Origin of the sequence: Flavobacterium notoginsengisoli (genome assembly GCF_014207905.1) — a bacterium.
GTDB lineage: Bacteria > Bacteroidota > Bacteroidia > Flavobacteriales > Flavobacteriaceae > Flavobacterium > Flavobacterium notoginsengisoli_A.
This window is the reverse complement of the sequence record NZ_JACHLB010000004.1, coordinates 389,342-403,719: the sequence shown is the minus strand read 5'-3', so window position 1 is coordinate 403,719 and position 14,378 is coordinate 389,342. Positions and strand designations below refer to the sequence as shown.

Below are 14,378 nucleotides of genomic sequence, written 5' to 3'. Positions count from 1 at the left end.
TATTATCTTATAATTTTATACTTTACTTTTCAACGCTTCAGCATCAATATCGCTATGCGAAACATCGTAAACTGCTTTTCCATTTTTGATTAGAATCAATTGTGGAGATTCGTGGTAAACGCCAAATCTACTGGCAATTTCATTCGAAATATCTCGATGTGCAATCAAATCTAAGAAATAAGCATCTACTACACCTTCAAGATCATATTCTCTTTCAAATTGCTTTAAAGCCATACGGCTAATGCTGCATCTTGTACTGTGTTTAAAAATTACAACTGGTTTTTCCTGTGATATGGCTTCAATTTCCATTAACTGAAGCATATCTGTTAATTCTGTCCAGTTTACATTATTTTTTTGAGCTTCTGAGTTCTCTGAACTTCCGAAGATTGAATTAAAAAAACTCATATTTGACTTGTTTTATGACTTTTTGACATTTAAAAATAATAGAAATTAGTTTTTTAATGCCGTTTTGTCTGTTTTTTTGTTGTGGAATATAATTTGTCTATTCGAATACAAAGTTAGATTATTTGAGTTAAAAATGTACTTCAATAAATCGTAACTTTAATCTTAGAGAATATTAAACACATAAAATCAATCAAATTATAAAAATATGAACATAAATAAATTTACTATTAAATCGCAGGAAGCCATTCAGTTATCGCAGCAATTAGCACAGCGAAATGGCCAGCAGCAAATTGAAAATGAACACATTTTCAAAGCCATTTTTGAAGTGGATGAAAACGTAGCGCCATTTATTTTGAAAAAATTAAATGTAAACGTTCCGTTGTTCCTTCAAATTTTGGACAGTACAATTCAGAGTTTTCCAAAAGTGTCTGGAGGAGATGTAATGCTTTCCAGAGATGCTAACAAAGCTTTGAACGAAGCTGAAATTATCGCACAAAAAATGAACGACGAATACGTTTCGATCGAGCATTTAATCTTGGCAATTTTTGATTCGAAAAGTAAAGTTTCTCAAATCTTAAAAGATCAAGGAGTTACTGGAAAAGGTTTGAAAGCAGCAATCGAAGAATTGCGTAAAGGAGAAAGAGTAACATCGGCTTCAGCTGAGGAAACGTATAATTCTTTAAATAAATATGCTAAAAACCTAAATGAATTAGCTCGTACAGGAAAACTGGATCCAGTTATCGGTCGTGACGAAGAAATTCGTCGTGTATTGCAGATTCTGACTCGTAGAACAAAAAACAACCCAATGCTTATTGGTGAGCCCGGAGTTGGTAAAACTGCAATTGCAGAAGGTCTAGCGCACAGAATTGTGGACGGAGACGTTCCAGAAAACCTGAAAGATAAAATTGTTTTCTCCCTAGATATGGGAGCTTTGATTGCCGGAGCAAAATACAAAGGAGAATTTGAAGAACGTTTGAAATCGGTTGTAAAAGAAGTTACGGCAGCAGACGGAGATATCGTTTTGTTTATTGACGAGATTCACACGCTTGTAGGAGCAGGTGGAGGAGAAGGCGCAATGGATGCGGCTAATATCCTGAAACCAGCTTTGGCGCGTGGAGAGCTGAGAGCAATTGGAGCTACGACTTTAGATGAATATCAAAAATATTTTGAAAAAGATAAAGCGCTTGAAAGACGTTTCCAAAAAGTATTGATCGATGAGCCAGATACAGAGAGTGCTATTTCGATTTTGCGTGGAATTAAGGAGAAATACGAAACACACCATAAAGTTCAGATTAAAGACGAAGCGATTATTGCTGCTGTAGAACTTTCACAACGTTATATTACGAATCGTTTCTTACCAGATAAAGCGATCGACTTAATGGATGAAGCGGCTTCTAAATTGCGTATGGAAATCAATTCAAAACCAGAAGAATTGGACGTTTTGGATCGTAAAATCATGCAGTTGGAAATCGAAATCGAAGCCATCAAACGTGAAAAAGAAGAAAGCAAACTGAAAATTTTAGGTATGGAATTGGCTAACCTAAAAGAAGAACGCAACGAAATCTATGCAAAATGGAAACAAGAAAAAGATATCGTTGACGGAATTCAGGCTGTAAAACACGAAATAGAAGACTTTAAATACGAAGCAGAACGTGCAGAACGTGACGGCGATTATGGAAAAGTAGCCGAAATTCGTTACGGAAAAATAAAAGAAGCACAGGAACGTCAAGAATCTTTGCAGAAACAATTGTTAGAATTCCAATCTGGAAATTCTTTGATCAAAGAAGAAGTAACCAGAGAAGATATTGCAGAAGTTGTAGCAAAATGGACAGGAATTCCGGTTACAAAAATGCTTCAGACAGAAAGAGAAAAACTATTGCATCTTGAAGATGAATTACACAAACGTGTAGTTGGGCAAGAAGAAGCGATTGAAGCGGTAAGTGATGCCGTTCGAAGAAGCCGTGCTGGTTTACAGGATATGAAAAAACCTGTTGGATCTTTCTTATTCTTAGGAACAACTGGAGTTGGTAAAACAGAATTAGCGAAAGCTCTAGCAGAATATCTTTTTGATGACGAAAATGCCATGACGCGTATCGATATGAGTGAGTATCAAGAACGCCACAGCGTGAGCCGTTTGGTTGGTGCGCCTCCAGGATATGTAGGTTACGATGAAGGTGGTCAGTTGACAGAAGCTGTTCGTAGAAAGCCTTATTCTGTGGTACTTTTAGATGAGATCGAAAAAGCGCATCCGGATACGTTCAACATTTTGTTGCAGGTTCTAGACGAAGGACGTTTGACAGATAACAAAGGTCGTTTGGCTGATTTCAGAAATACGATTATTATTATGACCTCAAATATGGGAAGTAATATCATTCAGGAGAAATTTGAAAACCTAAAAGGAAGCGTTGAAGCGGCAACAGAAGCAGCTAAAAACGAAGTTCTAGGATTGTTAAAACAAACTGTTCGTCCTGAGTTTATCAACCGTATCGACGAAATTGTAATGTTTACACCGCTTACAGTTGAGAATATCTCGAGAATTGTAAGTTTACAGTTAAAGAGCGTTACCAAAATGTTGGCGTTGCAAGGCATTACAATGGATGCAACTCCAGAAGCTATCGCTTACTTGGCAGATAAAGGTTACGATCCTCATTTCGGAGCCAGACCTGTAAAACGTGTGGTTCAGAGAGAAGTGTTGAATCAATTGTCAAAAGAAATTTTGGCAGGAAACATAACAACAGACAGCATCATTTTATTAGATGCTTTCGATGGCAATTTGGTTTTTAGAAACCAGACAGCTAAATAATTTTTTTCATGTTAATCTTAGAAAAGCATCAGTCGAAAGGCTGATGCTTTTTTTACCGTGAATTCTGAAACTTTTTGCTCAATTTGTATAACGATAAGATTTTATTTTTGTGGAATTTTAAATAAATAAAAATCAGCAAATTATTAATTAAAAAATCAAAATTATGAACAATATTTTTAGAGGATTACTTGCAGGATACGGAGCTAAAAAGTTGGGAGGCGGATGTTTCGGAACTATTATCGTTTTTATTATTCTTTGGGTTTTGCTAGGTCAATGTAGCTAAAAGCAAATTCAGAAAATTATGAATAAAAATCATAAATTTTGATGGCTAATTATTGGGAAGATTAAGGCAAAATGTCTAGATTCGCATCACTAAAAATAAATTTAAAAAAATGGGTTCAGGTTTTTTTGCCTTATTAGATGATATCGCAGCAATTATGGATGATGTTGCAGTAATGAGTAAAGTTGCTGCGAAGAAAACAGCTGGAATTCTTGGTGATGACTTAGCTGTTAATGCAGAAAAAGCTTCAGGATTTGCATCTTCAAGAGAATTGCCGGTTTTGTGGGCAATCAGTAAAGGTTCGCTATTAAACAAAATCATTATTCTTCCGATTGCTTTTTTGTTAAGTGCTTTTCTTCCAATTGCTATTATAGTGATTTTGGTTTTAGGAGGGCTTTTTTTAGCGTACGAAGGAGCCGAAAAGATTTATGAATTTATTTTTCCTCATGAACATGAAGAATCTGAAGGAATTACTGATGAAGTTCTTACAGAAGAAGAAATTCTAGTAAGAGAAAAAGAAAAGGTGAAGTCGGCAATTATTACAGATTTTATACTATCAGTAGAAATTGTAATTATTGCATTAGGAACTGTAATGGACGAACCACTTATCCAGAAAATAATCGTAACCTCAATAATCGCAATAGTTGCAACAATTGGAGTTTACGGAATTGTAGCGCTTATCGTTAGAATGGATGAAGCAGGATTTAAGCTTATCAAACATAGTAAAAGCGAAAAGAGCATTTCGAGATTTATTGGAAATTTATTAGTAAAAGCGCTTCCGTTTGTTATAAAGGGTTTAACTGTAATTGGTACAATTGCTTTGCTTTTAGTTGCTGGAGGAATATTTGTGCACTACATTCCGTTTTTTCATCATTTATCAGAAGAAATTAAAATTCCTGCTATTATCAAAGAATTTACAGTTGGATTAGTTTTAGGATTTGTAGTTTTACTTGTTGTAAACCTTTTCAAAAAGATCTTTAAGAAGAAATAAGCTTAATACATCATCAAACTATAGAGAAAAACATCAGTTAACGCTGGTGTTTTTTTGTTTTAGAAGCAGATCAAATCGTTTTCAAAAGAGCGTTTTGTCCCGCTATCCACTAAATTCCCGATTAACAAAAACTACGGCTAAAAAAGCCTTGTTTTTCTAAATCGGGAGATACCGTTTCTATCGGGGCTATTCTAGAAATTTTTATTTTCATAAGAAATAACGGTATTTTTTTAATATTTTTTCGTTAAACAACTTTTTGATTTATAATGGTTTAATATTTAGTTCAAACTTTTTAATATTTTTTCAAAGCAACCATTGCAACCAAACTCCGTCTTCATAGTAATTAACAATTAATTATTATTTTATATGAAAAGTTTTAGATTAAAATCATTTTTTGTAGTTTTATTTTTATCAATTGGATTGGTTTCATGCAGTAATGACGATGATGAAAAGACTCCAGCAACAACTGCAAAAGCTGCTTTAGCAACAGAAATCAAAGGACCAGCAACAGGAAAAGTAAACGATGAATTAAGCTACGAAGTAACATATGTTGTAGATAATTCTTGTGGAGAATTCGATAAAATCTCAGAAGTAACAATTGGAGCAGTAAAAGGTCTGCAAGTAATTGCAAAATATCCAACAGAAGGAGTTTGTACACAACAAGTTCCGGAACCAAAAAAGACAGTTTACAAATTCAAATCGACTACAAAAGGAACTTTCGAAATTAAATTTAAAAAATCAGAAACTGAATTCTTGACACAGAAAGTAGTGATCGAATAACAGCTAATTTTAGTTGATATTTTTTTAGGTTGAATAGCCATTTTGCAGCGATTTAGTTTTTAAATTGATGTAAAATGGCTTTTTTTAATTTTGATTAAGTTGTAGGAATTTTTAATTTTATTAAACAATGCTAATTGAATTGATTTGAAGTAGATATGATTTTTTTTCTTACATTTGTGTCTGAAATCAAAAACAATTATGGAAAAAACAATAATCATAAAACCAAATGATAAAACTATTGCAGTTTTAAAAAAAATGGTTGAGCTAAAAAAAGAACGTCAGAAAGAAGTTATTGAACGATTAAAGAAAAAATAAAGTTTCTTTATGTATAAATATATTTTAAAAGAGGGTGTTTACCCTCTTTTTTATTTTACAACCAAGTATGGTTTGGAATATGCTGTTAGTTTTAAAAGAATGGATTTTAACAATGATTTCTTTAAAAAACTTTATGCGATTGATTTTTATGAATCAAATAATCAAAAATTTTTTAGTGATCCTTTAATTGAGATAACAATTATCGCCATTATACAAGATTATTTTAAAATTAATCCAGATATAATACTGAATTACGTTTGTGATAATGTTGACTTTAGACAAGATTTTAGACAAAAATTGTTTGATAAATGGTATCGAAATGCGTTTGACAATACATTTTCTAAAATCAATTTTCAATATGAAGCTCCTCATTACAATTTGATTTATCATTTGAGTTTTATTTTAAAAACTGATTTTTACAATATTGAAGAAGTAATTGAAAAAGTCAATTTGGAATTAGAGGAGTTTACAACTTTTAAATAATTCCATTTGATAAGACATAACTTTGTAAACTTTGCCATTCCTTTAAAAAGTATTATTTTTGCACTCTAAATTTTATGTCATGCCGAAAAGAAAATATAAAATATCAGTAATTCAGTTAAATCTGAATGATGTTGCTGAAAATAATCTTAAGAAATGTATCAGTTGGGTAAGAGATGCTGCAAGCCAAGGAGCAGAGGTAATCTTACTTCCTGAATTATATAGCAGTCATTATTTCTGCCAAAGCGAAGATGTAGATAATTTTGCATTAGCAGAACCGCTTTACAGTACTTCGTTTATTGCTTTTAGCGAATTGGCAAAAGAATTAGGAGTAGTAATTATTGTTCCTTTCTTCGAGAAAAGAATGGCTGGAATTTATCATAATAGTGCTTATATCATTGATACAGATGGTACAGAAGCAGGTTTATACCGTAAAATGCACATTCCAGACGATCCTCATTTCTATGAAAAATTCTATTTCACACCAGGTGATTTAGGTTTCCAAGCAATTGAAACTAAAAAAGGAACAGTTGGGACATTAATTTGCTGGGATCAATGGTATCCAGAAGCGGCAAGAATTACAGCTTTAAAAGGAGCAGAAGTTTTATTTTATCCAACAGCAATTGGATGGCATCCTAAAGAAAAAGAGCAATACGGAGAAAATCAGTACGGCGCTTGGATGAACGTAATGAAAGGTCACGCTGTTGCAAATGGCGTTTTCGTTGCAGCGGCTAACCGAATTGGTCTTGAGAAATATCTTGAAGGAACTGAAGGAATTCAATTTTGGGGAGCGTCATTTATTGCTGGACCGCAAGGAGAGATTTTAGCTCAAGCTTCTCACGATAAAGAAGAAATATTAATCGCTGAAGTTGATTTAGATCTTCAGGAAAATGTTCGTCAAAACTGGCCGTTTTTCAGAGATAGAAGAATTGATGCTTTTGGAGATATTACAAAAAGAGCAATCGATAAATAATTTGATTAAAATCATATAGGGAAGAGCTGTCTGAAAAGACGGCTCTTTTTTTTTGCAAGCTTCGGAGAAGCGAAATATTTATAGAAAATAACAAGTACATACCAAATAAAGCTCCGGAGGAGCAACATATTCAGTAAGAAAACATGTCGCTCCTCCGGAGCTTTTTTCGTTTGGTTTATAGAAATTCTATAAATATTTCGCTTCTCCGAAGCTTTATTCAAAATAGTGAATTAACCGAAAATCATTTCATTTAAAAATTTGTCTATAATGCTATTTAATAACAAAAAAGAGCTATTCAATTTTGAATAGCTCTTTCTCTCGTTTTTAGCTTTATATGTATTACTTCACTTGGAAAGTAACTCTTCTCACGATTTGACGTGCCTCTTTAGAATTTTTGTTAACAGAAGTATCTTCTCCATTAGCAATTACGTTCAATCTTGAAGCATCAATTCCTGCATTTACAGCAACTTTTTTCACAGCTTCAGCTCTTTTTCTAGACAATTCAGTATTGTAGTTTGTATTTCCAATTTCATCAGCATAACCAATAATATCAGCCGATTTTCCAGGATTGTTTTTCAAATATTTTACTAAGAAATCAACACCAGATAAAGAAGCATTTGTTGGTTTAGAAGAATTAAAGTCGAAATAAACATTTACATAACCACCGTTAATTAATTCTTCAACAGTGTTGTTTGTATTTGTTCCAGCACCTTTCTTTTCGTAAGTTTTATCTAAGTAGCTTTCTAACTCATCTGGCACACCATTTTGATTCGTATCAATAGATTGTCCTTTTGTATTTACGGCAACTCCTGCGATGCTATTTGGTTCTAAATCGTATAAATCAGCAACTCCATCTTTGTCTGAATCTATAAGACCAGTTTCGATTAAGTCCACTCTTTTTTCCAATTCACCAATTCTGTCTTCTTCACCAACCCAGTCAGCATGTTTTGTTTGTTTTCCTAAGTAGAAAGTTAAACCAACTGAAGCATTTAATAAAACACCATCAAATGAACCAGTTGTTGTGTTGCCCATTCCGTCAAAGTTCCAGTTTTGTCTTCCGTTTACAATTCCTGTCAAATCTCCAGTTAACGCTACTCTGTTGCTTAATCTAATTTGTCCGGTTAAACCAGCAATACCGTGTGCCATATAATCTTGACCTCCAAAACCAGTTTCGGTACTAATTTGAGAAACTCCAAAACCACCATGTGCTAAAAGCCCAATTGTGTTTGTCCAAGTTTCAAAGTTCAAAGCGCGTCCAATATTTACAACTCCTTGTAAACTCGCTCTTACGTAACGGCTTTCAAAATCTGGAGTATTTTTTTTCTCTTTAAATTGATCGTATCCAACATCTAATTTCAAACCAAATTTTGGATTAAACATATATCTTACACCTAAATCTCCGTGAAAAAAATTTGCTGTTTCAGTTGCATAACCTGGAGTCATTGTTCTTGTTGGCTTGTTAACACCACCGTTAAGTTCAAGAGACCATTTGTTGTATTCTTGTTCAGTACTTGGTTTTGTAGTTGTGGTAGCCATATTTTGTGCGCCTGCCGCGAAGGATAATAATAGTAAAGAGGCTGATACTAATTTCTTTTTCATGATATCAAAAATTAAATTGTTTTTATTTTAAACTCATGAGCAAAATTAGGGGAGGCATTTTAAGTATGTGTTGTATATTCGATTACATAATTTCCATGTTTTGGCTTATATTTATGAAAATTAGTTAATTAAGTATCAATAAAAAGCAAAAAAAAGAGCAAAATTTATATTTTGCTCTTTTAGGAATTTGGTTATTATTATGATTATTTCAAATCTGGCTGGTAGATTTTTACAGTTCCGTCTCCTTCGCTGCTTACTACTAACAAACTTCTTTTTGTTGGACTTTTAGAAGCAGGGATGAATAATAATCCTTCTGGAGCATCTCCTGTTTTTACAATTTGTAAAAATTGTGGTGAAGTTGGATTTGTAACATCATAAGTTAAAAATGCGTCAGATCTTTCTAAACCAACAAATAAAATGTTTTGAGATCCCATTTTTGCAACATAAACAGCTTCTGGTTCAGAACCTTTGTCATCGCTTCTTTTATCGTCGTAAAGACCTAATTCATTAGATTTTTTGTCAAGATCGTTTTTACTATCGTAAACAATTTTTCCAGTATTTCCGTTCCAGATAGAGAAAGATCTAGCTCCAAAGCTTACCAATTCGTCTAAATCTCCGTCTCCGTCAGTATCTCCCATATCAGTTACAAGATTTAATCTTCCTAAATTAGCATCTAATTTTAAATTAGCATCAGGGAAAGCTGTAGCATCAAGTTTTACGCTTTTCATTCTCTTAATGTCTGTATAAGCGTTGTATTCCCTTGCATCACCTTCATTTGCAGTAACAAAATAAGGAACATTATTAGCAGAGAAATGGCTGATTGCATCTGGCATATACAATCCTTTTACTTTCCAAGGATTAAAAGCAATTTTGTCGTCAAGATCGCTTACATCAATTGCGTTATCAGCAGTATTGAAATCTTTTAAACCAAGAGGATATATTGCAGTAATAGTTTTAGAAGTTAAATCAACTTTTGCAACACCGTTATTTTCTTGCAAAGTTACCCATGCAGTTTTTGAATCATCAGAAATAGTAATGTATTCTGGTTCGATATCTTGAGCAAAACTCTTAGCGAATTTAGAAATTCTGAATCCATCTTTTGCTAATGTAGCAGCTTGGCTTGCGAAAGAGCTAAAATCTAAAGTTGTAACAGCATAAGTACTTGTTTCGATAATAGAAATTGTTCCGTTTGGATCTTGTGAATAATCTGTGTTTGGTTCTCCTTCGTTAGCAGTCATAATATATTTTCCGTCTGGAGAAAAAGTAATCATATCTGGTAAAGCGCCAACTGTAACTTGTTTAATTAAGCTATAATCAGAAGTATTGAAAACTACAACTTTTCCGTTTCCTTGTTTATTTGTAGTAGATTCTAAAGCAACGGCTAATTTTCCATCAAATACAGAAACGCTATTTGCAGCACCTTCATAAGAAGCTAAATCAATTTTTCCGATTTTTGCTGGTTTAGTAGGATCTGTAATATCAATAACATCAATTTGGTTTACACCACTATTGTTTACTGTAAAAAGTCTTTTTGTTTTTTCGCAATAAGCAGAGATTTCAGCAGCAGCTTCACCACCAATTGTAATAGAACCAATTTCTTTAAAAGTTCCTGGGTTTTCATTTACAGTTACTTCTGGTTCGCCGTTGTTTTCATCATTATTACAACTTGCTAAAATCAAAAGCGCAGCTAGTAATGAGATCGATAATTTTTTCATGTGTTAGTTTTTAGTTTCGAGTGCAAAAGTAATTCTGTGGTTTCTGTTAAATATTAAGAACATATTATAAAATCTTTAACTTAAATTTTGCAGGATATTTTTTGTGAAATAAAGCATGAATTTTAATCAAATGTTTTATAATCCTAACGAATGCTTATCTTTGCACTTTCTAAATTAGAACGTATTTATGTCAACAAATAATAGAAGATTTCCAGCAGAATGGGAAAAGCAACAAGGAATTGTACTTTGTTTTCCGCATAATGGCAACGATTGGCCAGGAAAATATGAAGCTGTTCAATGGGCTTTTGTAGAGTTTATTAAAAAAGTAGCCACTTTTGAAACTGTTTTTTTGGTCGTAGCCGATGAAAAGCTGAAAGAGAAAGTAGCTGATATGCTTGAAAGAGCTCGTGTAAATCTTGAAAACGTTTCTTACATCATTCATAAAACCAACAGAAGCTGGATGCGTGATTCTGGACCAATTATTGTAAAAAATGGTTCAAAAAGAGAAGCATTGAACTTCAATTTTAATGGTTGGGCGAAATATAAAAACTATCAGTTAGATAAATTCGTTCCTGGTAAAGTTGCTGATTTTATTGATGTTCCGTTGACGCAAGTGATGTATAAAGGAAAACCGGTAATTGTTGAAGGCGGTGCAATTGATGTAAACGGAAAAGGAACTTTGTTGACTTCTGAAGAATGTTTGATGCATCCAACAATTCAGGTTCGTAATGCTGGATTTACAAAAGAAGATTACGAAGCTGTTTTCAAAGAATATCTTGGAGTTACAAATGTAATTTGGCTTGGAGATGGAATAGAAGGTGACGATACTCACGGACATATCGATGATTTATGCCGATTTGTAAATGAAGATACAATTGTAACGATTGTTGAAACAGATAAAAATGATTCAAATTACAAACCGTTACAAGATAATTTAAAACGTCTTCAAAATGCAAAATTAGAAAACGGAAAATCACCAGTTATTGTAGCGCTTCCGATGCCAAAACGCGTAGATTTTGAAGATTTAAGATTACCAGCAAGTTATGCTAATTTCTTAATTCTAAATAATTGCGTTTTAGTTCCAACATTTAACGATAGTAACGATCGCGTAGCATTGAATATTTTATCAGAATGTTTCCCAGACAGAGAAGTTATCGGAATAAGTTGCATTGATTTCATCTGGGGATTTGGAACATTACACTGTTTAAGTCAGCAGATTCCTGCATAAAAACAGTAGCCACAGATTATAAAATAATCATTTTGATTTGTTTTAATCTATGATAAAATTATCAGATATACAGAGACTTTCTTATATTCTTTAAGCTGTCACCAAAAGTGGCAGCTTTTTTTTGTTGTATATTTAACAGACAGATTTGCCGCGTGTCTCAACTTCCTTCTTATATTCGTATGTTCAACAATGCAGAAATGCAGATTTAATTTTATATGAAGAAAATATTTTTTATCCTTTCCGTGCTTTCTTCCGGAGTTCTTTTTTCACAGTCTGATTCGCAAGAAAAAATTGAACTTACATTTGCGACCTATAATGTAAGTATGGAATCTGATAATTATTCTCCCAAAGGCGCAATGGGAAAATCGGAGCAGATGTTGGTTACTCAACTTAATTCAGGGCATAATGCTCAAATTAAAAATATTGCCCAGATTATTCAGACTGTTAGGCCAGACATTATTTTGCTAAACGAATTCGATTATATTAAAGATCCTGAACTTGGTGTAAAGGCATTCATTAAAAACTATTTAAATGTGAGCCAAGGCGGAGCAACAGCTATCGATTACCCTTATTACTATTATTCAACAGTGAATACAGGACAGCCAAGTCCTTATGATTTGAACAATGATGGAAAGTTCAATAATTTTGGAAATGATGCATGGGCGTTTGGTATGTATCCAGGGCAATATGGGATGATGCTTTTGTCTAAATATCCTATTGACGTTAAGGCAGTTCGCACTTTTCAAAATTTTAAATGGAAAGATATGCCAGGAGCATTGATTACTAAAAAAGCTGATGGATCAGATTGGTATAGCAAGAAAGCATGGAAGGAATTTCCATTATCTTCAAAATCTCATTGGGATGTTCCTGTACAGATTGGCAATGAAACAGTTCATGTTCTGGCCAGTCATCCAACTCCTCCTACTTTTGATGGTGTTGAAGATCGCAATGGAAAAAGAAATCATGATGAAATCCGATTCTGGAAAGACTATATTTCAGACAATTCGGCTTCGTATATTTATGATGATAAAGGTACAAAAGGTGGTTTATCTCCGAATTCTCGATTCGTTATATTGGGTGATCAAAACGCTTCGGCAGTTGAAGGGGATGCTATTAGAGAAGGTATAAAGTCTTTATTGGATGATCCGAAAATTAATAGTGATTTTACGCCTGCTAGTAAAGGTGGTGCTGAATTTAGTCCGGAAAACCCTTTTGGAATAAATCATACTGCCTTTTGGAGAATGCGTGCTGATTATGTGTTACCATCCAAACTTGGTTTTAAGGTTGTGAACAGCGGAGTGTTCTGGCCTGCAAAAGGTGAGCCAATGTCAGAATTGGTTGAAAAACGTGAATCAAGTTCTGATCATCGTTTGGTTTGGGTAAAGGTAATTTTAGAATAAAAACTTTCACCTAAATTTTAGTTTAATGTAAAGCATAAAAAAACCTTGGCTTGCCAAGGTTTTTTATTTTTTATATCACTTCAGATTGCTCTGCTCTTCATTGTCTCGTAAATGGAGGCAATAATTGGCTTGAAACTTCTCCAAAACCAATTCTTACTTCATTGTTTTCACAGAAACCTCTAATGATAACGGTATCATTATCTTCAATGAATTTACGTTCTTCGCCACCATTTAACTTTAATGGATTTTTTCCTCCCCAAGTTAATTCCAGCATAGAACCAAAACTGTCTGGAGTTGGTCCAGAAATTGTTCCAGAACCCATCATATCGCCAGAATTTACACGACATCCGTTTGATGTGTGGTGCGTCAATTGCTGAGCCATAGACCAGTACATATATTTGAAGTTAGATCTTGAAATCACAGTTTCTTCTTGATTTTCAGGTTGCAAAGAAACTTCTAAATGAATATCAAAAGCTTTTTTTCCTTTAGTTTGTAAATAAGGAAGCGGAGAAGGATCTTGTTTCGGCCCCTTAGTTCTAAAAGGCTCCAAAGCATCCATAGTTACAATCCAAGGTGAAATTGAAGTCGCAAAGTTTTTAGCTAAAAATGGTCCAAGAGGCACGTATTCCCATTTCTGCATATCGCGTGCGCTCCAGTCATTTAATAAAACCATTCCGAAAATATAATCTTCAGCTTCGTATGTTGAAATATTTTCGCCCATTACATTTACATCTGTTGTAATGAAAGCGGTTTCCAATTCAAAATCTACTAGGCGAGAAGCTCCAAAAACAGGAGTGTCGTGACCAGCTGGAAGAGTTTGTCCCATTGGTCTGTGAACCGGAATTCCAGAAGGTACAATTGTAGAACTTCTTCCATGATATCCAACCGGAATATGAAGCCAGTTTGGCAATAATGCATTTTCTGGATCACGGAACATTTTACCTACGTTTGTAGCATGCTCTCTGCTTGAATAAAAGTCTGTATAATCACCAATTAAAACTGGCAATTGCATTTCTACATCATCGATTTTAAATATAACAATATCTCGGTGTTTTGTTGAATCTCTTAGCTGTGGATTGGTTTCGTCAAAAATATCTGCGATACGATTTCGAACCAGACGCCATGTTTTTTTTCCATCAGAAATAAAATCATTTAGCGTATCCTGCATAAACATATCATCTGTTAAATCTATTCCTTCAAAATAGTTTAATTGTTGTAAAGCCCCTAAATCTATAGCGTAATCGCCAATTCGTGTTCCCACGGTAACGACATTTTCTTTGGTAAGAAACACGCCGAAAGGAATATTCTGAATAGGGAAGTCGCTATTTTCTGGCACTTCTAACCATGATTTTCTACTGGTATCGTTAGCGGTTATTGGCATGTTTAATGTTAATTATTTGTTGAAAAAT

11 protein-coding genes are annotated in these 14,378 nt (G+C 33.7%); 7 read left to right on the top strand and 4 right to left on the bottom strand.

Going from position 1 to position 14,378, the window contains the following annotated elements; genetic code table 11:
* Positions 1-15: 15 nt before the first annotated feature.
* A complete protein-coding gene (gene ytxJ / locus HNP35_RS14540; RefSeq protein ID WP_184163409.1) occupies positions 16-405 on the bottom strand; it encodes a bacillithiol system redox-active protein YtxJ in 390 nt (129 codons plus the stop codon).
* A gap of 205 nt (positions 406-610) precedes the next feature.
* Between ytxJ and clpB the strand changes: the two genes are divergently transcribed.
* The 5 genes from clpB to HNP35_RS14515 all read left to right on the top strand — a co-directional run bounded on the left by clpB (position 611) and on the right by HNP35_RS14515 (position 7,027).
* Positions 611-3,208 carry an ATP-dependent chaperone ClpB gene (gene clpB / locus HNP35_RS14535; protein WP_184163406.1) on the top strand — a complete coding sequence of 866 codons (2,598 nt, stop codon included), beginning with the start codon at positions 611-613 and terminating at the stop codon, positions 3,206-3,208.
* Between the two features lie 392 nt (positions 3,209-3,600).
* Positions 3,601-4,479, top strand: coding sequence for a DUF808 domain-containing protein (locus tag HNP35_RS14530; RefSeq protein ID WP_184163403.1), 879 nt, complete (start codon positions 3,601-3,603; stop codon positions 4,477-4,479).
* 366 nt (positions 4,480-4,845) lie between these two features.
* Positions 4,846-5,259, top strand: a complete 414-nt coding sequence (locus tag HNP35_RS14525; RefSeq protein WP_184163400.1) for a hypothetical protein — start codon at positions 4,846-4,848, stop codon at positions 5,257-5,259.
* Positions 5,260-5,673: 414 nt separating this feature from the next.
* Entirely contained in the window at positions 5,674-6,057 is a 384-nt protein-coding gene (locus HNP35_RS14520; RefSeq protein WP_184163398.1) for a DUF6169 family protein, read from the top strand.
* 79 nt (positions 6,058-6,136) lie between these two features.
* Positions 6,137-7,027, top strand: coding sequence for a carbon-nitrogen hydrolase (locus tag HNP35_RS14515; protein WP_035644835.1), 891 nt, complete (start codon positions 6,137-6,139; stop codon positions 7,025-7,027).
* Between the two features lie 339 nt (positions 7,028-7,366).
* Here the strand turns inward: HNP35_RS14515 and HNP35_RS14510 are convergent, their stop codons facing one another.
* Complete coding sequence (locus HNP35_RS14510; protein WP_184163395.1) at positions 7,367-8,626, bottom strand: OmpA family protein; 1,260 nt, start codon at positions 8,624-8,626, stop codon at positions 7,367-7,369.
* 203 nt (positions 8,627-8,829) lie between these two features.
* On the bottom strand, positions 8,830-10,341 hold the full coding sequence (locus HNP35_RS14505; RefSeq protein WP_184163392.1) for a choice-of-anchor I family protein: 1,512 nt from the start codon (positions 10,339-10,341) through the stop codon (positions 8,830-8,832).
* Positions 10,342-10,528: 187 nt separating this feature from the next.
* Here HNP35_RS14505 and HNP35_RS14500 point away from each other — a divergent pair, with 187 nt between their 5' ends.
* Together HNP35_RS14500 and HNP35_RS14495 are read left to right on the top strand one after the other, a co-directional pair.
* Positions 10,529-11,569 (top strand): agmatine deiminase family protein, encoded by a 1,041-nt coding sequence (locus tag HNP35_RS14500; RefSeq protein WP_184163389.1) that lies wholly within the window; start codon positions 10,529-10,531, stop codon positions 11,567-11,569.
* Between the two features lie 215 nt (positions 11,570-11,784).
* Complete coding sequence (locus tag HNP35_RS14495) at positions 11,785-12,969, top strand: endonuclease/exonuclease/phosphatase family protein (RefSeq protein WP_184163386.1); 1,185 nt, start codon at positions 11,785-11,787, stop codon at positions 12,967-12,969.
* A gap of 97 nt (positions 12,970-13,066) precedes the next feature.
* Here the strand turns inward: HNP35_RS14495 and fahA are convergent, their stop codons facing one another.
* On the bottom strand, positions 13,067-14,350 hold the full coding sequence (gene fahA, locus HNP35_RS14490; protein WP_184163383.1) for a fumarylacetoacetase: 1,284 nt from the start codon (positions 14,348-14,350) through the stop codon (positions 13,067-13,069).
* Positions 14,351-14,378: the final 28 nt, after the last annotated feature.

Bases quoted from the DNA above. Each gene is read 5' to 3' on its own strand.
- HNP35_RS14515 (WP_035644835.1), top strand. From the start codon at position 6,137: ATGCCGAAAAGAAAATATAAAATATCAGTAATTCAGTTAAATCTGAAT.
- HNP35_RS14520 (WP_184163398.1), top strand. From the start codon at position 5,674: ATGGATTTTAACAATGATTTCTTTAAAAAACTTTATGCGATTGATTTT.
- HNP35_RS14530 (WP_184163403.1), top strand. From the start codon at position 3,601: ATGGGTTCAGGTTTTTTTGCCTTATTAGATGATATCGCAGCAATTATG.
- fahA (WP_184163383.1), bottom strand. From the start codon at position 14,350: ATGCCAATAACCGCTAACGATACCAGTAGAAAATCATGGTTAGAAGTG.
- HNP35_RS14495 (WP_184163386.1), top strand. From the start codon at position 11,785: ATGAAGAAAATATTTTTTATCCTTTCCGTGCTTTCTTCCGGAGTTCTT.
- HNP35_RS14510 (WP_184163395.1), bottom strand. From the start codon at position 8,626: ATGAAAAAGAAATTAGTATCAGCCTCTTTACTATTATTATCCTTCGCG.
- HNP35_RS14500 (WP_184163389.1), top strand. From the start codon at position 10,529: ATGTCAACAAATAATAGAAGATTTCCAGCAGAATGGGAAAAGCAACAA.
- HNP35_RS14525 (WP_184163400.1), top strand. From the start codon at position 4,846: ATGAAAAGTTTTAGATTAAAATCATTTTTTGTAGTTTTATTTTTATCA.
- HNP35_RS14505 (WP_184163392.1), bottom strand. From the start codon at position 10,341: ATGAAAAAATTATCGATCTCATTACTAGCTGCGCTTTTGATTTTAGCA.
- clpB (WP_184163406.1), top strand. From the start codon at position 611: ATGAACATAAATAAATTTACTATTAAATCGCAGGAAGCCATTCAGTTA.
- ytxJ (WP_184163409.1), bottom strand. From the start codon at position 405: ATGAGTTTTTTTAATTCAATCTTCGGAAGTTCAGAGAACTCAGAAGCT.